Source organism: Aquimarina sp. ERC-38 (assembly GCF_026222555.1).
GTDB lineage: Bacteria > Bacteroidota > Bacteroidia > Flavobacteriales > Flavobacteriaceae > Aquimarina.
This window is the reverse complement of the sequence record NZ_CP098511.1, coordinates 3,716,135-3,739,201: the sequence shown is the minus strand read 5'-3', so window position 1 is coordinate 3,739,201 and position 23,067 is coordinate 3,716,135. Positions and strand designations below refer to the sequence as shown.

Here is a 23,067-nt window from a genome sequence, read left to right as displayed (position 1 = left end):
GGTAAGTTTTTGTGGAATGGACGTAATAAACAAATAAAATAGCAAAAGGCTTCCGGATAGAAGCCTTTCGCTATTTTCATTCGCTAAATTGAATTTATAAAATAGCTAATAATTTTTCGGCTACCAGTTCTGATGAAGCGGGATTCTGGCCCGTGATTAAATTACCTTCTTGCACTGAATATGGGTTCCAATCCTCCCCTTTAGAATAAATTCCTCCATTTTCCTTAAGCATATCTTCTACTAAAAAAGGGACTACATCCGTCAATTGTACGGCTTCTTCTTCGGTGTTTGTAAATCCGGTTACCTTTTTTCCTTTAACTAATGGAGTACCCTTAGCATCTTTTGTATGTTTAAAAATAGCAGGGGCATGGCAGACGGCACCGACAGGTTTATTATTACTATAAAAACTTTCAATTAAAGCAATAGAACTTTTATCCTCTGCAAGGTCCCATAGGGGTCCATGACCACCCGGATAAAAGACCGCATCATAATCAGCCTGGTTTACAGTATCAAGTTTTAAGGTTTTACTTAAAACTTCCTGAGTTTCTTTATCCTTATTAAAACGCTCCGTTGCCGGGGTACTAAAATCTTCAGCAGCACTTTTAGGGTCTATCGGGGGTTGTCCTCCTTTTGGGGAAGCCAGGGTAATAGCAACCCCTTTGTCTTTTAATAAATAATAAGGGCTTGCAAATTCTTCAATCCAAAATCCTGTTTTTTCTCCTGTATCCCCTAATTGATCGTGACTTGTAAGCACAAATAAAACTTTTTTCATAATTAATTTTTTCTTTTGAAATTATTTTAAAATATTGTCTTTTATAATTTAATACTGTTCCAGGCAGCGTGGTAAGCTTCTTCGATATGCTTTTCTTCTATGGTAAAAGCGCCTTGTTGCTGCATTACTATCAAAAAAGATAAAGGATTAATAGTATAGGCGTACAACAAATAGTCAGATAAAGGTTTAATTACCCCTTCTTCCTTTCCACGTTTCCATAAATCTAAAAGTGGTTGTAAATGCCTAATTCCTTCTTGTCTGCTAGATTCATCAATTATCGGGGTATTATCACATTGCGCTAAAAAAATAGCCTTAGCAATTTCAGTAGTTTTAAAAGTTGCAATTCGTTTCCAAATAAGCTTAAAACCTTCCGCCACAGGCATACTTTTAGTATAAGTTTTAAAAGTATAAGCGGTAAATGATTCCTTAACCTCTATATAGACTTTGTTGACCAGGTCCTGTTTATCTTCAAAATATAGATAGATAGTAGCCGGTGACACGTTTGCCATTTTTGCTATTTTTGAAACTGGAGCAGCATGAAAACCATTGTTGTTAACTAGAGAAATGGTAGCGTCTACCAAAGCCTTTCGTTTAATTTCACCTTTAGATAATTCAACCATATCATCTTATATCATACAAATATAATTTAAAAATGAACGTTCATTCTTTTTTTATGTAAACTTTAATAGTAGTAAAACCTATTTTGAATTTAAAGGGTAATTAGTCTTCTTTTTTATTCTACAGTTTTCCAATTTGCTTAATGCATTTACATAAGATTTGCCTGTATATCTAATTTATAAGTATAGGGCTTAACCTAATGTTGTACTTAACTGTTATCAAGAATTAGTTCTTATTACTAAGATATAGGAAGTATTAAAAGTAGCTTAGAATAAGGTTTAGTAATCTGTTTAAATCGTTTTTTAACCTATAACCAAAGCTACTGGACTTTAAACCGATAAGAAACAAGTAAAAGAATATATTTGTATCCGATTGATAAAAGTATAAATCAGTTTTTTACATATCCTGACTATTTTAAAGAAGTAACAACAATGGAGATAAGTTATATCAAAGCTTTAGAAACGATTATAGTGGTGATTGTATTTATCATTGCAAAAAAAGCTTCCAGTAAACTTATTCAGAAGACTATTGAAAATAAGTTACTACATTCTTCCCGGGAACGGATTGTTAAAAAATCAATTAAGCTGATTCTTAGTTTTATCCTGATAGTTGTCATTTTTACCATATGGGGGGTGCATCAATCCGATTTGGTTGTTTTTATCGGTTCTTTTCTTACTGTAGTGGGGGTTGCTTTCTTTGCGCAATGGTCTATTCTTTCTAATATTACGTCAAGTGTAATCATCTTTTTTAACCACTCCATTAAATTAGATGATGAAATAATTATCATGGAGGGCAAAGAATATGAGATAGAAGGTACGGTTAGTAATATTGGTCTCTTTTTTATTACTATTAGAATGAAGAATGATGAAGAACTAACTTTACCCAATAACATTTTTATCCAAAAAATGATTAAAAGAAAAACAGGTACTGACGAAACTATCCCTTAATATCTCAAAACAAAAAAAATGGTTACTTAACAATAAGCAACCATTTTACAACTAATTTAAATAAGTTTTCTCCTAGTGAAGGTTTTCCAAACTGTTGTTTTTAGAAATATCTTGTTGGATTTTATTCCTTTGTTGGGTTAATAACGAACGTAAAGATTGAGAAATTCCGGTTTCTTCCAATACATCATTATACTCGTCGATAGCAGCTTTATCTCCTCGGATAGACTCTTCAAGCATTGATTCTGCATCATCAGCAGAAAATAAGGATTTAACATCCATCCATGCTCTGTGAATAGATCCTGCAAAACTTCCGTCAATGTCAAAATCCGTATAAGCAGCTTTAATTTCTCTTCCTAATTCAGAATTAAATTGAGAACGCTCCGTTGCTTTTCTTTCAAAATAAGCTTTTAGTCCGCTATGATCGGTATTTTCAGCAGCTTTTTTATATCCTTTTACTGCATCTCTGTTTTTTTCAAGAATTTCCTGTAATTCGTCGTATATTTTATCTGTTGTTGCATTCATGGTATTTATTTTTAAAATTTACTATAAATTTAGTTTATCAGATAAAATTCTATTAACCGGGATACTAGGAATACGTCCTCAAATAACTTATTTTCAAAGTTTTATATATTTTTTTAGAAATTAAGATAAATTTATCTTAAACAATATATCTTGCCTTTATAGTGAGAGTCAACCCTATTAACCTTTCACTACTTTTAACATTATTCTACAGTAAGGTGAATTGTCTAAAGCCAGTGGAATGCCCTAGTCACCGAACCTAAATTTAAAAATAGCTCCTTTTCCTAAAGCCCCATTTGCCCAGATTTGCCCATTATGTTTTAAAACAACACGTTGTGCAATAGCTAAGCCAACCCCGGTACCTTTATATTCTTCTTTTACTAATCGGGTGAATACTCCAAATATTTTTGTAGCATAGTCGGGATTAAACCCTATACCATTGTCTTTAATATGATAAATGGGAGCATCACCTTCCATCTTATAGCCTACGTTTACTTCAGGATGAGCTACTTTACTTGAATACTTAAAAGCATTAGTCAAAAGATTAGAAAATAGCTGATAAATCATAGATTTGTCCCCATAAATATCAGGAATATTATCTTGAATGGTAAGAGTTGTATTTGGGAATTCCCCTTTAAAATTACCTTCTTTAACAATGTTATTACAAATATTTGCTACGTTATGATATTGATCAATTCGATCTAATTTTGCAATTCCGCTATATCCTAAGATATCATCCATCAACTCATTCATCTTTGCACAGGATTTTATGATGGTATCCAGGGATTCTTTACCGTAGTCATCTAGTATTTCACCATAATCTTCAATTAAAATTTGAGCAAATCCGTCAATACCGCGTAGCGGTCCTCGTAAATCATGACTTACACTATAACTAAAACTTTCCAATTCCCGGTTCAAATCAGACAATTGTCTGTTTAGCAAATTAACTTCAGTAAATTTGGTTACAATAATATTTCGTACATCTTCTACCAGGGATTCGCTGATAGATATTTCATCGGGAGTCCAGGATTCACTGGTATGTTTTACCTTTTCTACCCATTTATCAAAAGATTTTCGAGGTGACAGCCGTATGCTTTTTTCAGCTTCTAAGGATTTTTTAGTAGGTTCGCCTCCCCAGTTTACCTCCTTTAATTTTTCAGGTCGGAGCCAAAGCATATAATCTACAGATGACCTTTTAGATACTTTAAAAAGTAAAACCCCGGAAACATCGTTCACGTAATCTACCATCCAGGGACAATAATCTAACAAGCTGTCTAAAACAATACAATCCTGATCAGGAAATTCTCGGAATAATTCTAAAACCAGGCGTTGTAACACTGAGTCCGGTAAGGTGTTTGATACCGAAGATATCTGAGTATCAAATCCTACGATAAAATCCGAGCAGTCCACTAAATCCTTACCGGTTACTTTGTATGCTGTTAGCCCATCCAAAATACTTCCGGTACTATTAATGCTATCCATTAATTTTTGGCGTACGGATGACATTCGTTCGATGCCTTCAAAGGTTTGCCCGCTTATTTTGATAGATATTTGAGAAGAAAACATTTCGGCTAATAATTGGCAGGACTGTCTTTTTAAATACCCGACTTTTTTAGGAGTGTAATGGTGACCGGCAATTAACCCCCATAATTTATGATTATGAATAATGGCGCAATTAAGGGTTGCAGCAACCCCCATATTGGTTAGATATTCAATATGAAAAGGAGAGGAGCCTCTTAACTGGCTATTTCCTAAATTAGTTAATTCACCGGTATCCGGATGTAATTTAGGAACCATCTTTGCATACTCCTCTGTAACATTACTAAGTGAACGTACCCCCATTTTTTGAAAAAGATCTCTTGCGTTTTTAGGAACATCCCTAGCCGGATAATGCAAGCCTAACCAGGACTCCAAATCCGAATTACGGGATTCGCTAACAATATGACCATTCCAGTCTTTGTCAAACTGATAAATCATGACCCTATCAAAACCAATCAATTGCCTGATTTCTATACTTGCCTTAACTAATAATTCTGATAAGGTAGGTGCTGAGAAAAATGTTTTAAAACTACGTAATAGTTTCTGTTGAAAAATGTCTTCATCCCAGTTCTTATCTGCAAGTTCAATGTCTAAAACCAGGCCTTCTTTAGTTTTTTTAGGCGCTACGATACAATCTTTTCCCCCGAAATTTACCGTTAAATATTGAAATTCAACATCGGTATGAAGCCATTGCTCCATCTTTTTAAAAGTAGCTTCGTCAACTATTTTTTTAATAAGAACGTTCAGTAAGTCTTCGGCAGCAATAGAAATAATATCCTCGGTATTCGTACTTACCTGCTTAATTTGCAGCGTACGGTCTAGAATTAATACGCAACCATGTCTTTGTATCTTTGGATAAAATGCAATAGGTTCGTCTTCACATTTTTCCAGGTCGTTATAGGTAGGATAAGATTTCAAATTTGTCAGTAATAAGTGAAAGACAAAGATAAACTTTCAATGAAATAATAGATAGCCTTATTTATTCAAAAGTATAAAGTGAACATTAAATTAAAGAAGTATGCTATAAGTTTTCCTTTTCCGGATCTAATCTTTAAAGAAAGAATTAAGATTGAATGTATCCACTTTAGTAGACACTCCTTCACCACCTACTACAAACTACTTAGAGTTCTTCATATTATCCTTTACCATTGCATAAAACTGCTCGAACTGAGGATCAATAATAATTCGGGTTACTGTTTCAATAGCACTGGTACCGGTTTCACCTTTACCTACCACATATAAACGCTTAGGGTCAATCTCATATTCGGTTTGCAAAGTTCGGGCAACGGCTGCTGCCTGTCTTGAACTTAAATCCCAATTATCAAGGGCAGTAGTTTCATCAAATTTTATAGCATTACTATTTCCTTCAATAATCACTTTTAATTCGGGATCCTTAGTTAAAATACCCGCTAATTTTTCTAAAGTGGTTTTTGCTTTATCTTCTACACTAATACTTTTATCCGTATCGCCAAACAAAACATCATTAGGCATTGCTAGAAAAATAGTTCCTTTACTTATCTTTAAATAATCACCCCCCAGGGCATTTTTTAATTTACTGTAGACTGCAAGATTGATAGAATCGTTTTGAGTCAACGCATCATTAATAGCATTTAATTGACGGTCCTTCTCCTTAATAATTTCCTGTGACTTCTGTAAATTCGAAGCTTTCTTATTAGAAAGTTCGGTAAAACTGCTCATATTACTTAAAAGTGAAGTATTGGTTGCTTTTAATTCAGCCACCTGAGTTTCCATTCCTTTTACTTTAGATTCACTGGCATTTACCTGTTTTTTTGCTGAAACAAGGTCTGATTGAACGGATTTTAGTTCTTGTTTTAATTTACTGATTTCTTCCAGTAAGTCTTTTTTCTTCTGTGCGGTTATAGTAGAAGTTGTTGTTAAAAAAGCAAATACTATAAATAAAACGGGTCTAATCATTGGGTTAAATTTTCAGTTGCTAAAGTAAAACATTTTTAGAAAACAAAGGCCGTACCAAAGTTTAGATTGATTTTTAGTTTTAAAGGTCTATCAAAAATAATTATTCTTCCGAGATAGTCACAATGGCTCAAATAACGTTTATAATATCTTCCGCCAATTCAGCTATACTTACTGACCAAGCAATGCTTTTGCATTTTCTATACTGGTATTTATCTGGTCTTTTAATAAAGTTACTTCTACTTTTTCTTCTTCAAGCATTTGTAACTTCTTGTTGAATAATTCCTCATCTTTTTCCGTGACTACTTCTTCAGGTGGAAACTTATCACTAAAATCCCGCATCCATTCCATCATAAAATCATAAGATGCTTCTAAATCATCTTTTGCTTCCCCATAAGCTAGTCCGGTTGCTGTAGTATCAGTCTTTTGTTTTAATTCTGAGATTAACTGACTCATATCCGTCATTTTCGGCATTACTTCGTCATGTACGGCAATAACTTCATTCATTAATTGGTCAAATTGTTGCTCTTTTTTGGAAGGTTGATTGCAACTTAAAAATAAAACGGTGACGAAAAAAGTAAAGCAAGTTTTCATAGTTTTATGGGAACTTTAGATATCATACAAAATAACTGAAAATTTAAGAAATTTCTTTAATAAGCTATGATTGATTTTGACTTCCCAGTTATTTGACTAATTAAAAGTAAGTTTTTCTTTTTTCTTAAAGTTGTACAACAGACCAATACTCCAGCGTTCCCCAGCGTTTATTGTTGAAATATCATCAGTATTATAATTTTGGTTAATTGGGGTTTGATAAAAAGAATTTAGTGTAATAGCCTTCCAGTTCAATTGTACTCCAGCGGTAAAATGTGTAGCATTTCCTCCTGTATTTACCTGTTTAATTTGACCTTCTTTATGAACTTCTCCGGTCTCATAAAAAATTCCGGAGTAGGGCGTAAGTAACGCATTGATCAAGGGCTGAGCGTAAAAAAGATAGCTACTGGCATTAAATTGGTTTCCAAAACGGTACTCATCCTTATTGCGGGTATTTATTTTATAACTACCTTCTAAGTTAATTCCCCATCTCTTGATAGCCAAACTATAGTTGGTGGTCACTAAAAAATCTACGCTTCCCGTACCTACCTGAAAATTTCTATTGACAATTTCACCTTTATCAAGTCGATTAAATTTTCCAACCGGTAATTTGATTCCTCCTCCGATACGTAAGGAATGAGATATGTTTTTATATTTGGGAACTGCTATTTTTGATTCGGGATCTTCCTTTTTCTGTAGGGGATTAAAATATAAAAGTAGACTAGGGTCTCCAAACCCCTGAAAAGTCAATACCTGTTCGCTACCATTCATATCATTATATATATAAGGTACGATGGTATGCAGTTGAAAACGATCTGATAAAATATAACGTCCTAAAAGTTCTGCCCGGTGAAAAGTGTCTTCTGAAAATTCATTAGCAAGCAAGCTACCTTCCCCATAATCAATAGAAGCATTAAAATGCGCCTTGGTATACCGAACGCCTAGATAATGCGCATTAGAATTTGACAACAATCCAAAATATAAACCGCCGAGTTGACAACCGCAAATATCACAAGCTTGAGTGATCATCGTAGCCAATAGAAATATAAAAGTAATTACAAGATTTTTCATGGATTATTTCTGAATTTAGGATTGGTTAGGAACACATCATCCGTTAAAGATTTTAAAAAAGAAATGATGTCCTTTTGTTCCTGCGGGCTTAAATCAATACCTGGTTTTGAAGGGTTTTTTTGAAATTCCGGATCTAAGGTTTCCGAGTATTTTACTCCGGTTGCATAATGTTCCAGAACTTCTTCTAAGGAATTAAAGGAGGCATTATGCATATAGGGGGCAGTTACCTCAATATTACGAAGGCTGGGCACCATAAATTTTCCTAAATCCTCTGCTGATTCTGAAATTAAAGCCCTCCCGGGATCAGAAAAGGTATCCGAAATACCGTTATTTCTAAAGGTCTGATCGGTAAACAATATCCCACTGTGACAAGAGGCACACTTTTGATCAAATGCAGCTTTACCATCTAATTCCTGTTTGCTTAAAACCTCGGTATCTCCCCTTTGATATTGATCAAATCTCGACTGATCCGAAATCATAGCATTTAGAAATTGAGAAAAAGCCAGTAAAATTCTGGGAGAAGTAACGCTATCCGTACCAAAGGCTTTTTTAAATAACTCGGGATATTCATCATGTTTCTCAAGCCTTTCTACGGAAACTTTCATAGAACTTGCCATCTCCACTTCGGATTCAATTGCATTGATAGGAACAAAATCCAGATGGGTCACGCCACCGTCAAAGAAAAACTCCTTTCTAAAAGCCAGGTTAAACAATGCAGGTGCATTACGGTCACCCAGGGAATCATTTACACCAATACTTAAAGGATGAAGGGGAAGATCTGCAAAAGCCCGGGATTGCTGATGGCAGTTATTACAAGAAACACTTCCGTCTTTGGATAAAATAGGATCGAAAAAAAGCTTTTTTCCTAAAGCAAAACCATTTTTGGTAATTGGGTTTTTATCAAAGTCATAGGTGCTTTCCGGAAAATTTTCAGGAAGCGTAAAATCAACTTCAGTAACAGAAACGTAGGTATCGTCGTCCGTTTGACAGGCGATAAAGGCAAGGCATGAACTCCATAAGAGTATCCATGCCTTCCATTTTTTTATATATGTATACATCCTATTGGTGTACGTGACTAAAGGTAAATACTTTCTCCAAAATATCAGCAAAAGCTTTTCCCTTTCCCGGAGTATGTACGGCAAAGGTAGTGGCAAAATCCATTTCTGATTCATCTAATAAGGCCTTAGCATTGGCAATCATGTGTATGCTTGGGCTTAGATCTGAAGCTACGGTAGCATCCGAGTTCATATCTATACTAATAGTTTTTACATTGTTTACAAATTTGGGGGCTTCGCCTGCAACAGGCTCCTGATTCTTCCATCCCCCAATATGTACTCTATAAAAACCTTCGGGGGTTATTACTTCTCCATCCTTTTCTACCAGGCTTTGCGTCGAAGTAGAAGCATATCCTTCTATGGCAAAAGCGATATATCCTGCATTCCAGTTCCAAAACCAGGCTCCGTTTGCCGGATCCAATACACCACCGATAGCTCCTTCATTTACAATCTCTTCAGGAATACCTACAGTGAAGGTAATCTTGTTATAAGTACCCGCTGGCACGTTGGTAAGATTCAGTATGGTAGAATAAGGATTAGATTCTAAAATATGATAAACTCCGGTAGTTTTATCTGCTGAAACTTCTACCTTATCTTCATACACTGTTCCGTCAGGACCTTCTAACTTTATATTGGTAATATAATATCCGAATTGATTAATATTAAAATCCTGGTCGTTAGCTGTCTTATAAGCATAGGTTTTATCCGTTAAAGCCAATAAATTCATGTCTAGTGATCCAACTACATTATCCCATTTTAGTTCTATAGTTCCTACTTCGTTTTCAGAATTTTCATTAGAATCGTCGCTTTCGCAATTAGTAAAAAATAGTACAATTAGTGTAAGCGAGAGTGTTTTAAATAAATTTTTCATTGTTTCTTTTAATATAGTTTATGTTATAGTTTTTAAGTGTTTGTGCTATCGAACCGTATTCATTGGCTATTAATAATGTCATACTTCCAGATTGCTCCGGGAGCTTCATCTTTAGGTAATAAATAATACAACTGTGATTTTTTGGTAAGCATTGATTATCTTATCCAAAGAATTTGTTTGATAATCCTTTAGCTTACCTATCAAATATTTAGGTTCTAAATACTAGATATTTTGAAGTTTAACAGATAATTTTAAAGTCTTTCGTCGTAGTGGTGTACAAAAAATTTCGCTATTCGATAGCAATATGGATATGCTTCCTTCCTCTAAAGGAAAGTCAAACAAAATCTACTTAAATGGAAAACCCCGCGCTTATCCCTCAATTAAAGATAGGGAATTGAAAAAGTGAATTTATGATACACTTCATATGAGTTTAATATTTGATTCACATAAAAGACTACCGAAAATGTAGTAATCACCTGGTAATTTGGAAATTAATTATAGTTTAGACCAGAAGGTAAATACCAACTTGATATAAAATCAGGTGTCTTTCAGAAATTAAAAATGAAAACAGACTTAAAAATATCTATTTATGAAAATAGGTTGGGCGGATGGTCTATCGTAGTGGTAAATAAATTGGAATGTAGGTTTTTAATTCCCCACTGATGTTCTTGATAAAGAGTATCTATATTTTCAGGCATATCCATAATATGCTGTTGAAAATACAAGGGTAAAAATGATTCTACTATGCTTATCGCTCCGCTTGTATTGTTTTCTGTTGGAGTTGCTGTTTTTTTTATGTTTTGTACTAAATAACACTTTCCGTCACATTTAAGTTGAGGACGTTTTTTATTAACACAATAATTAGCAATGATATAATCAATATTAAATTGATAATAAAGAACAGCACTAATCTCCATCACCGGTCGTGAGACAAATGATACTATTAAAAATATGGAGCATAGTAATCGCATTCCTTTGGTAAAAGTGGACTGTAAAGATACAGCACCATTAAAATATAAAAAAGTATCCTCCTGTTTTTATTAGGATAACAGAAGCGCTACATCAATATTTTTATGCATTTTGAGCTATCGAAGTAATCCAAAGCATCTCATCTACCTCTTTACTCTCATCTATACCCGGCACCTTAAAGCCAAATAAGTTAAAGAAATCTTTCCGATAGCCTTCCAGATCACTAATGTCTGCAATGTTATCAGAGGTTGCACTACTCCAAAGCTTTTGTATTTCTTCCTGTACGTCTTTGCGCATTTCCCAATCATCAATCCGGATTCGACCTTCAGTATCTAACGGAATTGTATCTTCCGTAAATAATCGTTCTGAAAATAGCCGGTAGATTTGTTCAATACAACCTTCATGAATATTCTTATCCTTCATTACCTGGTATAAAAGGGAAATATAAAGGGGAATCACCGGAATTGCCGAACTTGCCTGCGTTACTAATGCTTTATTTACCGAAACGTATGCTTTACCCTTTATATCTTTTAACTGATCGGTAAGGGTAAACGCTGTTTGTTCCAAGTCGTTTTTTGCCATCCCGATTGTTCCTTCGCGGTACACGGGTTGTGTTACTTCCGGGCCGATATAGGAGTACGCTACGGTTGTACAATTTTCCGCAAGTACTCCGGCTTCAAGTAAAGCTTTGATCCACAAAGTCCAGTCTTCGCCACCCATTACTTTTATAGTATTGTCTATATCTTCCTGATTTGCCGGGTCAATGGCTACGTTAGAAAGTTCACCAGTATGAAAATCCACCGTTTTATTTTCAAATTTTTTTCCGATAGGTTTTAAAACAGATTTATATTTTATTCCGCTTTCAGGATCTTTACGAACCGGGGAAGCCAGACTATAAATCACAAGGTCAACCGTGCCTAAATCTTCTTTAATCAGTTGAATCGTTTCTTCTTTTACTTCAGTAGAAAAGGCATCTCCGTTGATGCTTTTTGCGTAAAGGTTTTGTTTATTGGCTTCGGTTTCAAAGGCAGCACTATTGTACCATCCCGGGGAAGCCGGACGGTTTTCTTTAGGAGGTTTCTCTAGAAATACCCCTATAGTAGCAGCTTGCGAACCAAAAGCAGCTGTAATACGTGAAGCCAAACCAAAACCAGTAGAAGCTCCGATGATCAACACCTTTTTTGGTCCGTCGATATTTTCTTTGGAAGTAACGTAAGCTATTTGATCCGTAACATTTTTTGCACAACCTTCCGGATGCGCGGTTAAACATATGAATCCTCTTGTTCTGGGTTGTATAATCATCTTTCTATCGGTTTAGGTTGCGAACTTACAGTAATTAAAAAAGAAACCAAAACATTTATTTTTAATAAGGATTCAAGACTCGCTTGCACGGGCAGGTCGCTATCGCTTCTAGAACTAAGAACTAAGACTAATTATTATAGTATTGAAAATCAATAGTGTCCGGTAAAGATTCAAGACCCGCCTGCAGACGGGCAGGTCGCTATCGCTCCTAGAACCAAGAACCAAGATTAATCATTTACTGAAAACTAAAATTATAAAATTATTTAGAGCTTTAGTGTACAATAGCGTTGGTGTATTGAAATTAACCCAATTATTGAGTTTACAGCTATCTATCCTATCCTAAATCCTTTCCAAAGGAAAGGACTTTTAGCTACCTTCCCTTTGGGAAAAGCTGGGGATGGGATCGATTTATATGAATTAGAATTATCTACACTATTGTAAACTAGAGCTTGAAGTAAGTAAAAAACAAATCACTTTTAAAAAAGGTGAAAAAGCAACCTCCAACTACTTTAAAGTTTGGGATTACCTTATTTTACTATGCTCTACAAACTTTTACTCAATTCAACTGAATATTAAAGAAACTAAGAATTAAATTTTACTAAAGCTGACGCTTAGTAGGACATATGATTTACGGAAATACGATAGTATTAAAATTCATAAGACAAATATAAATCCCATTAATTTTATTTGTAAGGTTTCCTACTTAATTACTACTTTTACTATAGAATAAAGGATAACGAAAATGGCAGAAAATATAGAAAGAATAAAATGTTTAATTATAGGTTCCGGTCCTGCCGGGTATACAGCAGCAATTTATGCAGCGCGAGCTGATTTAAAACCGGTAATGTATACCGGAATGGAACCGGGCGGGCAGTTAACCACCACTACCGAAGTTGATAACTTTCCCGGATATCCGGAAGGTATTGATGGGCCTACCATGATGGTGCAACTGCAACAACAGGCAGAACGTTTTGGTACTCAGGTACGGATTGGAATGGTTACCGAAGTGAATTTTAGTAAAGAATATGGAGGTGTTCATAAGGTGGTAGTGGATAATACTACCCATATTGAAGCGGAAACGGTTATTATATCTACCGGAGCTACGGCGAAATATTTGGGATTACCCAGCGAACAACGTTTACGGGGTGGGGGAGTATCTGCCTGTGCGGTTTGCGATGGATTTTTCTATAAAGGACAAGACGTAGCCATCGTAGGCGCAGGTGATACTGCAGCTGAAGAAGCTACGTACCTGGCAAATATTTGTTCTCACGTGACGATGCTGGTTCGTAAAGATCGAATGCGGGCATCTAAAGCAATGCAACACCGGGTAAACGGAATGGAAAATATTACTGTAAGGTATAATAGTGAGGTAGATGAAGTACTGGGAGATCAAGTGGTAGAAGGCTTACGTATTGTAAATAATAAAACGAATGAGAAAGACGAAATAGCCATTACCGGGTTATTTATTGCCATAGGACATAAACCTAATACGGAAGTTTTTAAGGATCAGGTTACTATGGATGAAACCGGTTATATTATTACCGAAGGAAAGTCTACTGAAACCAATATTCCAGGAGTTTTTGCCTGTGGTGATGTACAGGATAAAGAATACCGCCAGGCAATTACTGCTGCGGGTACCGGATGTATGGCTGCCCTGGATGCGGAGCGATACCTGGCAAAAGTAGAATCACATGAAGAGGAAATCATAGCCTAACTTCTTCTAAATATAGAAAGAAAAATACCTAAAGCCTGTTTAAAAGTATTAGTATTGGTCTTTAAACAGGCTTTTTTATGGAGACAATTTTATTATACTTGAATAATAAGATGTTGATGCTAAAAAGAAAAGAGACCGGGTGTGTAGTCAATTTCTTTTTTAAATAAGGTTGGAGTATCTTCAAATACATTAATAGTTACCACCGGAGCATTTCCGATTAAATATACCTTAGAAGTACCTCTGGCATCAAGTTTTACTTCAGAAGTTGCCTGCAAATACATATCTGCTTTATCCTTAATCATAAGTACGGCTTTTTCACTTATTAGTTTATTGCCTAAAAAGTTAGCTTCCTGGTTAGCCCTTACGCGAATGTGCTTTGATTCACCTTCTAATTTTGCAGTTGTTTTCTGGTACATATCTACAGCAAGATCATCAGACATTACAATACCTTTTAAGGTGGTATCATCTTGTAACTGGTAATAGATGGTAGTAGCCATAGCATGCAGTTCTACATTGGCTTTATGATTCAAAAAGGTTTTTAAAGTATCTGCTTTGACCGTTAAATATGTCTCACTGGCATCATGAGCATCTAGCTTAAAGTTGACAGAAGTTATTGCAGTGACAGCTTTCAACTTTACTTCATCGTATAAGCTAATATTAGTTATGGTATTTGGGTAGTATATACGAACTTCTAACTTCCTGTATTTGGAGAACTTTTTACCGGACGAAATAGATAAAACCCCATTGGTCACCGTAGTTTCAATATGCTTATGGAGATTGCTATCTGCTTCAATAGTAGCAATGTATTCACTACCTTCATCCAGGATAACATTAAATTCGTTAGAAAGCTTTAAGGAGTGAAAAGCATCCAGTACGTGTTGTTTGGTTTCTACAATTTTATTCCCTTTAATTTTGCTTTGTTGTGCGAATAGTTGTCCGCAAAGACATAAGCTAATGTATAAGTATGTGAACGTTTTCATAAGGCAAATGTAAACTTTTCAGAAATTTTGCAAACTAAAAACAAAAGGAAATTCATACTTTTTTAAAGTCAATCAGGGTTGAATTACTGTAAAAAAGACCGTACTATAATAAAATTAGCGCGGTCTCTTTTAGAATTTAATAAAATAAGTTTACAAGGTCCATTATAAGTTTATTTAGTAATCACCCGAATCCCATTTTCATCGATTCTTAGTTCCATTTCTTCATTTTGTATACGTACGCCATCTTCATTTATTTTTAGTTTAGCACTTTCACCTTCCAGGTTCACGCCATCTTCATCAATCAGTAAACTTGTTTTTTCATTCTCGTTTTTTACATCTACATAAGTTTCTTTTTTACCCTTATGAAAACGCTTTTTTTCGTTACAATCCAGGCATTCAAAAATACCTTTCTGTAGCTTCAGGTATTGTTCTTCCTGACGATCAATGTCTACATAGTTTCCATCATGTCGATACGAATTTGTAAAACGCCTTGTATTTTGATCAAAATAGAGGGTAGTTCCTTCGGGAATAGCAAGTATGACTTCAACTTCCTGATTTCTATACCTGTTTTGAAACTCTGTAGTAGCAAAAGCATCTAGTAATAGTTGATTGTTTACCAATTGATAAGAATAATTACTCTTTTGAGCCCTTTGATCCGCATCTTTATAGGATCTCCCTTCTGCGTTTTTAATGATCTTTAGCGTTACTTTATCTCCGGTATAATTTTCCTGGATGCGAATATTTACCCGGTTAAATATAATCCATTTAGTATTATTATCATCCGTTCTGATTTTATACTTGTTCCCTCGGGAGGAATAATTGTATAGCCCGGATTCTCTATTCATTCGAACGATCAGGGTATCCTTAGCGGTGATATCAAGAACTTCGGATTTGCTTTCTACCTTAGCTTCATAATTACTACCGGTAGCCCGGACAATACCGTATACTGATAATCCGATTACCGATAAAATCCAAATACCTAATAATACCATTTTTGCACGGCTCCCAATAGACTTTAAGTTACTAAACAGAATTTTAAGTCCCAGGACTAATAGAAAGAAGAAAGGAATGGCCGTAATTAAAAATATAAATATAAATACCAACCAAAGAGGAAAATCCGAATGATGAGATACGGTAATATAATCTACCATGGGATTTTCTATCCATCCAAAGATACCAATGGAAATAAAGACAATCAATAACCCAATGATAGCTGAACCAGCAATAAAAATTAAAAATAAACTTACCAGTTTTACGATGACTTTAGATAAGGTAACTAAAATTTTAGTCAATGCATTAAAGAACGAGGTAGATCCGGATTTTACTTTATTACCATATTTTTGATAATCAACATCTTTCATCTTATCAGCTACCCCGTTAAAGCCTTCTTTAATTTTTTTTTCGATGTTACTGATATTAACCGCTTCCCCTTTCATGGCTAAAAAATCCGCGGTACTTTTTGCTTCCGGTACAAAAATCCATAGCGCAATATAAATTAGGATAAACCCACCTCCCGAAGATAAGGTCAAGAATATCCAGGCCAGTCTAATCCATATGGGATCTATACCAATATAATGCCCTAAACCTGAACTCACTCCACCGATATAAGAATTAGTAGGGTCTCTAAATAGTTGTTTTGCTTTACCCGATGCCTTTCTATGGTTTGCAGTGGTTTCTTCTTCAAATATTTCTTCATCGATCCGATAATCTTCCGGTTGTCCCATTACCGCAATTACCTCGTCTACTTCTTTATTACCAATGACCTGCTTTGAATTTTCAACTTTTTCGTTAAACAATTCAGCAATTCGGGCTTCAATATCAGCAATAATCTCATCGCGGCCCTCAGAGTCGGTAAAAGAGCGTTTAACAGCCTCAAGGTAACGCTGTAGTTTTGCGTAAGCATCTTCATCAATATGAAAAAAGATTCCAGCCAGGTTGATATTTACTGTTTTATTCATGGTTCTTATTTTTTTGTTTAGTGACCATAGTTACCGCTTGTTGTAACTCGTCCCAGGTGGTGTTTAGTTCTTTTAAAAATAGGCGTCCGGTTTTAGTAAGTCCGTAATATTTACGTGGCGGTCCGGAGGTTGATTCTTCCCATCGGTAGGAAAGAAGACCAGCATTTTTAAGACGGGTTAACAGAGGGTAGATAGTTCCTTCTACAACCAGCATCTTAGCGTTTTTAAGTGTTCCCAGAATTTCTGCTACATATGCATCCTCATCTTTAAGGATGGATAGTATACAATATTCTAACACACCTTTACGCATCTGCGCTTTTGTGTTTTCGATTTTCATGTATTCGTTTTTATAGGGTTAAACTGTTCGTTCATGATTGATAATTTCTAATTGATGAATGATTGTAATTGGATTGATAAATGACAAAACTGATATCGTAAATTTTATAGTTAGGTTTATTTAAAAAATCGGATAGTAAAGGGATATTCGTAAGCTTCGCCTTTATTTGCTTTAATAGAAGCAGTTAGGATTAAAATAATTTCAATAAAAAACCCGGCTGCTGCCACTAACCCGATTATGGAGAAACCGATTAGGGTTTGAAATCCCACGAAGTCCGGAATATGAATATTAAAATGATTCCAATTATCAAAATCAAATAAAGCTTCGGAGTGATCAAAAAGATTAAATACAAAAAAGGGGATTGAAATCATACCTAGTACAATCGTATAAATCAAGATACTTAATTGAAAATTGATCACAGCTTTACCATTTTTATCAATAAAATTGGATTTATCGCGGTTCATTATCCAGATAACTATGGGTACGATAAAATTACCTAGGGGAATAAAATATTTCGAAAATGTACTTAGATGTAAAAATGTAGCGATATTCTGATAATGTGTAGTATCCATTTTAAAAGTATATAATAGTTTCTTATGCAAATATATATCTAAAAGAAGGTATTGTGCAAAACATAGTAGTATAAATTAACATATAATTGTGATTTCAGAAATTTATATGTGCTCAGGTAATTTTTGGTATATTGCCCGGTATATCTACAGCTTATGAAAATTACACCAGCTAAATTGAATAGTTTTGCGATGCTTAAATTGCCTTCTGCCTGGTTGTGCGGGGTACGGGTTAAGGCTATTAATGATACCAGTTGTACGGTAAGTGTAAAACATTCCTGGATCAATCAAAATCCCTTTAAATCCATGTATTTTGCGGTACAAGCCATGGCAGCCGAATTATCTACGGGGGCATTGGTGATCGGACATATTCAGGAAAGTGGTCAAAAGATTTCTATGTTGGTTGCTACGAATAATGCTACCTTTACTAAGAAAGCCACCGGACGGATCAATTTTGTTTGTAAAGACGGTCATTTAATTACTGAAGCTATCGCTAAGACTATTGAAACTAAAGAAGGGCAGACCTTTTGGATGCAAGCGGTAGGCACAAATGAAGAGGGAGTGGTGGTTTCTACTTTTAATTTTGAATGGACGATTCGGGTGAAGTAGTTGGTTAGATTCGTTCGCTGTCGCTCACTTTTAGAGAATAGATGATAGACCCGTTCGCTTTGCTCACTGATAGACCTGTTCGCTGTCGCTCAATAGTAGGTTTAAGAAAATAAATTTGTTGGCTTTGCTCACTGATAGATGATAGATTTACTCGTTCGCTGTCGCTTACTTTTAGAGAATAGAAAATAGATTTGCTCGCTTATCACTGTTAGAGGATAAAAATTATTTCTTTTGATTTTACTTTGCTTTTCTAATTTCTTTGTCCAGTTGTTTTAGGTCTTTTGGTTTGATATTGTAGGATACTAAAGTATGTTTCTGGTAAATAATATCCCCGGTTTTTCCATTGATAATGGTTATTATTTTATTAGAGTTGATTTGATTATACATGAGATAATAAAAATCTTCTTTCTGACTTCCCAAAATCATATTTTCTAATTCTTTATATTCAACTACTTTATAGTCGTAAGTATAATTTTTCATCATCTTTTCTGTTTTAAGTGGTTTTTTGAAACTTACAAGAAAAGGGTCATATGAATTTTCTAAAAACTTTTTATCAATATACAGGGTGGTTTTCCGAAGATTTTTTAATTCGGGTTTTACAAAGTTGTCATAGAGATTTGTAGATATTTCATTCTTTATGGAGTTATTTACAAACTGCAGGAGATTCTTTAAATAGCCAAGTTTAAAGTTTATTAATTCCCCTTTGATATCTTTAGAAAAGGCACCCGCTTGTTTTCGTAATTCAATATCCGGTGTAAAGTAGATAGTTCCTATTTTTGAGGAACTCCACGCAGCTTTTCCTTTTTTAACTTTTTTTCTAAAGGAATTAACCACATGAAAATCTAAAATGTGAAAGGAATAATTAATGATAGTACCGTTAGATTTTACTTTTGAAATACCTACATTTTTAAATTGCCCGATCCCATCCTCTTCATTAATTAGCGATACATTAAAATCTTTCTGCATTACTAACTGATAGGGGGTAACATCCCAAACTTCACTTATAATATCATTAAATTCAGATTCGGAATACAAGTCCGGTAAGATGAACGTTGTTTTTTTGGAAGTAAATTTCTTTATGGTTTCCTTATTGAGTTTATTAAATTTATATGCGGAAAGATTAAAATTACCAATTCTAGCTTGTGAATAGCTAAAAGTTGTCAGGATAATGAGTATACCTGTAAAGAGTGATGTTCTAAAGTTCATGTGGTTAAAGTAAGCTTGCGTTTTCGGCTGTAAATCTATTAAAAAAGGAAAGGACAACCCAATTAAATGATACGGTCATAGCTTACTTTAATGTTAAATCGAACAATTTTATGAAGTAACTTCATTTCTTCGTATCCTTCATGCTCCTTTAGCAAATAGAGTAGCTGATAGAAAACAACTTTTTGCCTTCCTTAATAATTAATTTTTAAGAAAACCTTATCATCGCATTTTGTAACAAAAGTTAATTTTATTCTTCTTTTAAATGTATAAATCAGTTTTAACTTTTTAAACTTGGAGATATTCCAGTTTGGGAACTTAATTCTTTTATAATAGAAAGGACTAATAACCATCAACAATAAAGCATTAACAAGTAACTAGTGCCTTTTGCCTGGTAACTAAATAAACAACAACTGACAAATAATACAACTATGACATCACACGAAATTGATTATGAAATTTACGGAGAAGAAATGCAATATGTAGAGATCGAACTCGATCCGCAAGAAGGGGTTATTGCAGAAGCCGGTAGTTTTATGATGATGGAAGAGGGAATCAAAATGGATACTATTTTTGGGGATGGCTCACAAAAAGACACCGGAGTGATGGGAAAAATTTTTGGGGCGGGTAAACGTTTGCTTACTGGTGAAAGTCTTTTTATGACTGCTTTCTACAATACTATTCCCGGTAAGAAAAAGGTAAGTTTTGCTTCTCCCTATCCGGGAAAAATTATTCCGTTGGACTTGACGGAATTCGGGTATAAATTTGTTTGCCAAAAAGATGCCTTTTTATGCGCTGCCAAAGGGGTTTCGGTGGGAATTGAATTCTCAAGAAAGCTAGGTCGAGGCCTTTTTGGGGGCGAAGGTTTCATCATGCAGAAATTAGAAGGTGACGGAATGGCTTTTGTACACGCCGGAGGTACCATGGTACGTAAACAACTTGCTGCCGGAGAAAAGTTAAAAGTAGATACCGGGTGTATTATCGGATTTTCACAAGGGGTTAATTACGACATTGAGTTTGTGGGTGGTATTAAGAATACGATTTTTGGAGGAGAAGGCCTTTTCTTTGCTACCTTAACCGGACCGGGTGTTGTTTTTATACAATCTTTACCGTTTAGCCGATTGGCAAACCGAGTGTTAGCACTTGCTCCGGCAGCAGGAGGAAAGAGTAGAGGTGAGGGAAGTATTCTCGGTGGTTTAGGTAATATTCTGGATGGGGATAATAATTTTTAACATTGTTAAAAATGGGTTAAAGAACAAATTATGGTTATAATTTGTATATATTAGCTTAACAACTTTAGAAAAAAGTAAGTAATTTCTTACTTTAATGTAAGTAAAAAATAATTTGTTAAACCAAAATTTGTGTATGGCTAGAGCAATGTTTGATTACACCAAAACAATTTTAAAAAAAGTTAGTTTTGATGTCAATCTTTTTACTAAAGAAGTAATTAAAGCACTAAATAGATTACTTCCACACGAAATCGATGAATTAAGGCTTTGGATTGAATCCTTATTAAAAAATCAACCGGAATTACGACCTTGTTTAATCTATCTAAATAGATAGAGAGATGTTAAAGAAAGTGGCTTAAACGCCACTTTTTTCTTTAGGACTAATAATTTTTACATTTTGAAAAGTAATTGCCCCCCGAACGATACTACGTATGATTGCATATAAAACTTCTATTAAATGCATTTTTAATTCACTTTTATTAAAAATTAAACTTACTTCCCGGGCGGGAGAAGGTTCCGTAAAATAGCGAAGATTCTGAGTTTCGGATTCATTTAAATCTAAAGTATGTAAATAAGGAAGCAGGGTCATCCCTAAGCCTTCGTTTGAAAGTTTAATCAGGGTTTCAAAACTCCCGCTTTCTAATTGAAAAGGGTCGTCATTGTACAATCGGGTTGCTTTGCATAAATTAAGTACCGTATCTTTAAAGCAATGCCCGTCTTTTAATAAAAGGATATCACCTATGTCCAGGTCTTCAATATCTATATCCTTTTTAGCATGTAACCGATGGTTTTTCGGAATGTACCCAACAAAGGGTTCGTAGTATAATACCCTTTCTTTAATATCCGCCAACTCCAGCGGGGTTGCTGCAATTGCAGCATCGAGATGGCCGTCATCCAATCGTTCTAAAATAGCGTCCGTAGGAAGTTCTTCTATTTTTAATTTTAATTTAGGATATTTTTTGATTAGCGTATTTAAGAACATCGGTAGTAAGGTGGGCATTACCGTAGGGATTACCCCTAGTTTAAATTCACCTCCTATATACCCTTTCTGTTGATCAACAATATCCTGAATACGTTCGCTTTCATTTACAATATTACGGGCCTGTTCGACCAGTTTACTGCCCACTTCGGTAAGTTCAATGGGCTTCTTGGTTCGATTAAAAATCAGAATATCCAGTTCATCTTCTAACTTCTGAATCTGCATGCTTAAGGTAGGTTGGGTTACAAACACCTTTCTGGCAGCTTTGGTAAAATTTTTATGTTCGGCTACGGCAAGAACATAGCGTAATTGAGTAATGGTCATTTATCTTGTTGGTTTTTACAAAAGTAATTGTACTATCATTAATAGCTATTAAAAAACTGCAAAAGTTCAGGTTTTGTCTATTGAAAATGTAAATAGTTCCTATTAAGCCATGCCTTAATGAAATAACAGGTAAGATTTGGTAACTATTAACTTGACCCTAAGTACATTTAAGTAATTTTTATTTTAAAATCTGTAAGTTTGAATGCTTTGACCAAAGGAAGAAGTGTACTTCATCTACGTTCGGCAGAGCTATCGAGTCTTTCGTCCAGGCTCAAGATGACAAGGATTTTAGTCAAAAAAGCTATTTTCGATATCCTCGATCAAGTCAAGGACAGGCTATTTTTTCTTCATTTCATTACGAAAAAACACTCAAATTGACGCTTTTTTCCCTAAATATATCAGAGGTCAACCAATGCTAATTTTCTATTATTATACCATTTGTAAATGAGTTTAACAGTAATTAAAAAAGCCATCCTTGAAGGTTTCAGAATGGCTTTTTTTCTTTAATAAAAATTATATTACATCCGTATTTCCATGGTTATAGGATCCCCTGAGACTTCAAATTTGGCTTCTGACCAGTTTGGAGGTCCGTAACTCATCGGATTATTAGAGATTCCGTAGCTTTCTTTAGGCATTCCCGTAGGTTCAAAATCCATTTGGTTATTATTATTCTTATCATGATAACAAGAAATAGCATAAGTCCCGGGGGCTACGTCTTCAAAAGTGACAGTAACTTTACCGTTTTCTATTTTCTTTATTTCACCCTGGATCGGAGCTGCTTTCATAAAAGTTTGTTCATCATAAAGACCAACCTGTACTGTACCTTCAGAACTGGTAACGTTAGGAATCGTTACGGTAATGGTCGTACCTGAAGCATTCTGAGCGTTTGTTGTAAATTGTAAAGTGAATGCAATTAGAAAGATAAATAGTGATTTCATAATAATAAGATTTAATTGTTATTCTTTTAATTTGATAGTTC

At 34.7% G+C, this 23,067-nt stretch carries 23 protein-coding genes; 5 read left to right on the top strand and 18 right to left on the bottom strand.

Annotation, left to right across the window (positions count from 1 at the left end):
- Window positions 1–94 precede the first annotated feature (94 nt).
- Window positions 95–772, bottom strand: a complete 678-nt coding sequence (locus NBT05_RS15620; protein ID WP_265770822.1) for a type 1 glutamine amidotransferase domain-containing protein — start codon at window positions 770–772, stop codon at window positions 95–97.
- Between the two features lie 41 nt (window positions 773–813).
- Window positions 814–1,392 (bottom strand): TetR/AcrR family transcriptional regulator, encoded by a 579-nt coding sequence (locus NBT05_RS15615; RefSeq protein WP_265770821.1) that lies wholly within the window; start codon window positions 1,390–1,392, stop codon window positions 814–816.
- Between the two features lie 360 nt (window positions 1,393–1,752).
- Here NBT05_RS15615 and NBT05_RS15610 point away from each other — a divergent pair, with 360 nt between their 5' ends.
- Window positions 1,753–2,337 (top strand): mechanosensitive ion channel domain-containing protein, encoded by a 585-nt coding sequence (locus NBT05_RS15610; RefSeq protein WP_265770820.1) that lies wholly within the window; start codon window positions 1,753–1,755, stop codon window positions 2,335–2,337.
- A gap of 72 nt (window positions 2,338–2,409) precedes the next feature.
- Here NBT05_RS15610 and NBT05_RS15605 read toward each other — a convergent pair whose 3' ends face one another.
- From NBT05_RS15605 to fabV, 9 genes are all read right to left on the bottom strand, one after another.
- On the bottom strand, window positions 2,410–2,859 hold the full coding sequence (locus NBT05_RS15605; RefSeq protein WP_265770819.1) for a ferritin-like domain-containing protein: 450 nt from the start codon (window positions 2,857–2,859) through the stop codon (window positions 2,410–2,412).
- 243 nt (window positions 2,860–3,102) lie between these two features.
- Window positions 3,103–5,313 carry an ATP-binding protein gene (locus tag NBT05_RS15600; protein WP_265770818.1) on the bottom strand — a complete coding sequence of 737 codons (2,211 nt, stop codon included), beginning with the start codon at window positions 5,311–5,313 and terminating at the stop codon, window positions 3,103–3,105.
- A gap of 198 nt (window positions 5,314–5,511) precedes the next feature.
- Window positions 5,512–6,330, bottom strand: coding sequence for an OmpA family protein (locus NBT05_RS15595; RefSeq protein WP_265770817.1), 819 nt, complete (start codon window positions 6,328–6,330; stop codon window positions 5,512–5,514).
- Window positions 6,331–6,498: 168 nt separating this feature from the next.
- Entirely contained in the window at window positions 6,499–6,921 is a 423-nt protein-coding gene (locus tag NBT05_RS15590; RefSeq protein WP_265770816.1) for a hypothetical protein, read from the bottom strand.
- 96 nt (window positions 6,922–7,017) lie between these two features.
- Complete coding sequence (locus tag NBT05_RS15585) at window positions 7,018–7,989, bottom strand: hypothetical protein (protein ID WP_265770815.1); 972 nt, start codon at window positions 7,987–7,989, stop codon at window positions 7,018–7,020.
- On the bottom strand, window positions 7,986–9,047 hold the full coding sequence (locus NBT05_RS15580) for a cytochrome-c peroxidase (RefSeq protein ID WP_265770814.1): 1,062 nt from the start codon (window positions 9,045–9,047) through the stop codon (window positions 7,986–7,988). Before NBT05_RS15580 ends, NBT05_RS15585 begins: the two co-directional genes overlap by 4 nt.
- 1 nt (window position 9,048) lies before the next feature.
- On the bottom strand, window positions 9,049–9,915 hold the full coding sequence (locus NBT05_RS15575) for an MbnP family protein (protein WP_265770813.1): 867 nt from the start codon (window positions 9,913–9,915) through the stop codon (window positions 9,049–9,051).
- A gap of 587 nt (window positions 9,916–10,502) precedes the next feature.
- Entirely contained in the window at window positions 10,503–10,886 is a 384-nt protein-coding gene (locus NBT05_RS15570; protein WP_265770811.1) for a hypothetical protein, read from the bottom strand.
- Between the two features lie 100 nt (window positions 10,887–10,986).
- The gene (fabV, locus tag NBT05_RS15565; RefSeq protein WP_265770810.1) at window positions 10,987–12,186 is read right to left on the bottom strand and encodes an enoyl-ACP reductase FabV; all 1,200 of its coding nucleotides are present in this window, start codon (window positions 12,184–12,186) and stop codon (window positions 10,987–10,989) included.
- A 742-nt stretch (window positions 12,187–12,928) separates the two neighbouring features.
- Here fabV and trxB point away from each other — a divergent pair.
- A complete protein-coding gene (trxB, locus tag NBT05_RS15560; protein ID WP_265770809.1) occupies window positions 12,929–13,900 on the top strand; it encodes a thioredoxin-disulfide reductase in 972 nt (323 codons plus the stop codon).
- Window positions 13,901–14,019: 119 nt separating this feature from the next.
- On the opposite strand, the gene NBT05_RS15555 is transcribed toward trxB, so the two are convergent.
- From NBT05_RS15555 to NBT05_RS15540, 4 genes are all read right to left on the bottom strand, one after another.
- Window positions 14,020–14,880 (bottom strand): GIN domain-containing protein, encoded by an 861-nt coding sequence (locus NBT05_RS15555; RefSeq protein ID WP_265770808.1) that lies wholly within the window; start codon window positions 14,878–14,880, stop codon window positions 14,020–14,022.
- Between the two features lie 170 nt (window positions 14,881–15,050).
- Window positions 15,051–16,838 (bottom strand): PspC domain-containing protein, encoded by a 1,788-nt coding sequence (locus tag NBT05_RS15550; RefSeq protein WP_265770807.1) that lies wholly within the window; start codon window positions 16,836–16,838, stop codon window positions 15,051–15,053.
- Window positions 16,831–17,175: a PadR family transcriptional regulator gene (locus NBT05_RS15545; protein WP_265770806.1), complete on the bottom strand. Its 345-nt coding sequence runs from the start codon at window positions 17,173–17,175 to the stop codon at window positions 16,831–16,833. The genes NBT05_RS15550 and NBT05_RS15545 overlap by 8 nt, the downstream gene beginning before the upstream one ends.
- 116 nt (window positions 17,176–17,291) lie before the next feature.
- On the bottom strand, window positions 17,292–17,747 hold the full coding sequence (locus NBT05_RS15540) for a DUF4870 domain-containing protein (protein WP_265770805.1): 456 nt from the start codon (window positions 17,745–17,747) through the stop codon (window positions 17,292–17,294).
- Between the two features lie 153 nt (window positions 17,748–17,900).
- Between NBT05_RS15540 and NBT05_RS15535 the strand changes: the two genes are divergently transcribed.
- On the top strand, window positions 17,901–18,353 hold the full coding sequence (locus NBT05_RS15535; RefSeq protein WP_265770804.1) for a DUF4442 domain-containing protein: 453 nt from the start codon (window positions 17,901–17,903) through the stop codon (window positions 18,351–18,353).
- Window positions 18,354–18,590: 237 nt separating this feature from the next.
- On the opposite strand, the gene NBT05_RS15530 is transcribed toward NBT05_RS15535, so the two are convergent.
- The gene (locus tag NBT05_RS15530; protein WP_265770803.1) at window positions 18,591–19,559 is read right to left on the bottom strand and encodes a hypothetical protein; all 969 of its coding nucleotides are present in this window, start codon (window positions 19,557–19,559) and stop codon (window positions 18,591–18,593) included.
- Window positions 19,560–19,987: 428 nt separating this feature from the next.
- On the opposite strand from NBT05_RS15530, the gene NBT05_RS15525 reads away from it, so the two are divergent.
- Window positions 19,988–20,788, top strand: coding sequence for a TIGR00266 family protein (locus tag NBT05_RS15525; protein WP_265770801.1), 801 nt, complete (start codon window positions 19,988–19,990; stop codon window positions 20,786–20,788).
- A 133-nt stretch (window positions 20,789–20,921) separates the two neighbouring features.
- Window positions 20,922–21,119 carry a hypothetical protein gene (locus NBT05_RS15520; protein ID WP_265770800.1) on the top strand — a complete coding sequence of 66 codons (198 nt, stop codon included), beginning with the start codon at window positions 20,922–20,924 and terminating at the stop codon, window positions 21,117–21,119.
- Window positions 21,120–21,140: 21 nt separating this feature from the next.
- On the opposite strand, the gene NBT05_RS15515 is transcribed toward NBT05_RS15520, so the two are convergent.
- Window positions 21,141–22,088, bottom strand: a complete 948-nt coding sequence (locus NBT05_RS15515) for a LysR substrate-binding domain-containing protein (protein WP_265770799.1) — start codon at window positions 22,086–22,088, stop codon at window positions 21,141–21,143.
- Between the two features lie 518 nt (window positions 22,089–22,606).
- Window positions 22,607–23,026 carry a DUF2141 domain-containing protein gene (locus NBT05_RS15510; RefSeq protein WP_265770798.1) on the bottom strand — a complete coding sequence of 140 codons (420 nt, stop codon included), beginning with the start codon at window positions 23,024–23,026 and terminating at the stop codon, window positions 22,607–22,609.
- Between the last annotated feature and the right edge of the window lie 41 nt (window positions 23,027–23,067).

What these genes read in the sequence shown, in the direction of transcription:
- NBT05_RS15605 (WP_265770819.1), bottom strand. Translation starts at nt 2,859, where the DNA reads ATGAATGCAACAACAGATAAAATATACGACGAATTACAGGAAATTCTT.
- NBT05_RS15620 (WP_265770822.1), bottom strand. Translation starts at nt 772, where the DNA reads ATGAAAAAAGTTTTATTTGTGCTTACAAGTCACGATCAATTAGGGGAT.
- trxB (WP_265770809.1), top strand. Translation starts at nt 12,929, where the DNA reads ATGGCAGAAAATATAGAAAGAATAAAATGTTTAATTATAGGTTCCGGT.
- NBT05_RS15595 (WP_265770817.1), bottom strand. Translation starts at nt 6,330, where the DNA reads ATGATTAGACCCGTTTTATTTATAGTATTTGCTTTTTTAACAACAACT.
- NBT05_RS15590 (WP_265770816.1), bottom strand. Translation starts at nt 6,921, where the DNA reads ATGAAAACTTGCTTTACTTTTTTCGTCACCGTTTTATTTTTAAGTTGC.
- NBT05_RS15515 (WP_265770799.1), bottom strand. Translation starts at nt 22,088, where the DNA reads ATGACCATTACTCAATTACGCTATGTTCTTGCCGTAGCCGAACATAAA.
- NBT05_RS15530 (WP_265770803.1), bottom strand. Translation starts at nt 19,559, where the DNA reads ATGAACTTTAGAACATCACTCTTTACAGGTATACTCATTATCCTGACA.
- NBT05_RS15550 (WP_265770807.1), bottom strand. Translation starts at nt 16,838, where the DNA reads ATGAATAAAACAGTAAATATCAACCTGGCTGGAATCTTTTTTCATATT.
- fabV (WP_265770810.1), bottom strand. Translation starts at nt 12,186, where the DNA reads ATGATTATACAACCCAGAACAAGAGGATTCATATGTTTAACCGCGCAT.
- NBT05_RS15570 (WP_265770811.1), bottom strand. Translation starts at nt 10,886, where the DNA reads ATGCGATTACTATGCTCCATATTTTTAATAGTATCATTTGTCTCACGA.
- NBT05_RS15555 (WP_265770808.1), bottom strand. Translation starts at nt 14,880, where the DNA reads ATGAAAACGTTCACATACTTATACATTAGCTTATGTCTTTGCGGACAA.
- NBT05_RS15525 (WP_265770801.1), top strand. Translation starts at nt 19,988, where the DNA reads ATGACATCACACGAAATTGATTATGAAATTTACGGAGAAGAAATGCAA.
- NBT05_RS15575 (WP_265770813.1), bottom strand. Translation starts at nt 9,915, where the DNA reads ATGAAAAATTTATTTAAAACACTCTCGCTTACACTAATTGTACTATTT.
- NBT05_RS15510 (WP_265770798.1), bottom strand. Translation starts at nt 23,026, where the DNA reads ATGAAATCACTATTTATCTTTCTAATTGCATTCACTTTACAATTTACA.
- NBT05_RS15520 (WP_265770800.1), top strand. Translation starts at nt 20,922, where the DNA reads ATGGCTAGAGCAATGTTTGATTACACCAAAACAATTTTAAAAAAAGTT.
- NBT05_RS15535 (WP_265770804.1), top strand. Translation starts at nt 17,901, where the DNA reads ATGAAAATTACACCAGCTAAATTGAATAGTTTTGCGATGCTTAAATTG.
- NBT05_RS15580 (WP_265770814.1), bottom strand. Translation starts at nt 9,047, where the DNA reads ATGTATACATATATAAAAAAATGGAAGGCATGGATACTCTTATGGAGT.
- NBT05_RS15615 (WP_265770821.1), bottom strand. Translation starts at nt 1,392, where the DNA reads ATGGTTGAATTATCTAAAGGTGAAATTAAACGAAAGGCTTTGGTAGAC.
- NBT05_RS15545 (WP_265770806.1), bottom strand. Translation starts at nt 17,175, where the DNA reads ATGAAAATCGAAAACACAAAAGCGCAGATGCGTAAAGGTGTGTTAGAA.
- NBT05_RS15585 (WP_265770815.1), bottom strand. Translation starts at nt 7,989, where the DNA reads ATGAAAAATCTTGTAATTACTTTTATATTTCTATTGGCTACGATGATC.
- NBT05_RS15540 (WP_265770805.1), bottom strand. Translation starts at nt 17,747, where the DNA reads ATGGATACTACACATTATCAGAATATCGCTACATTTTTACATCTAAGT.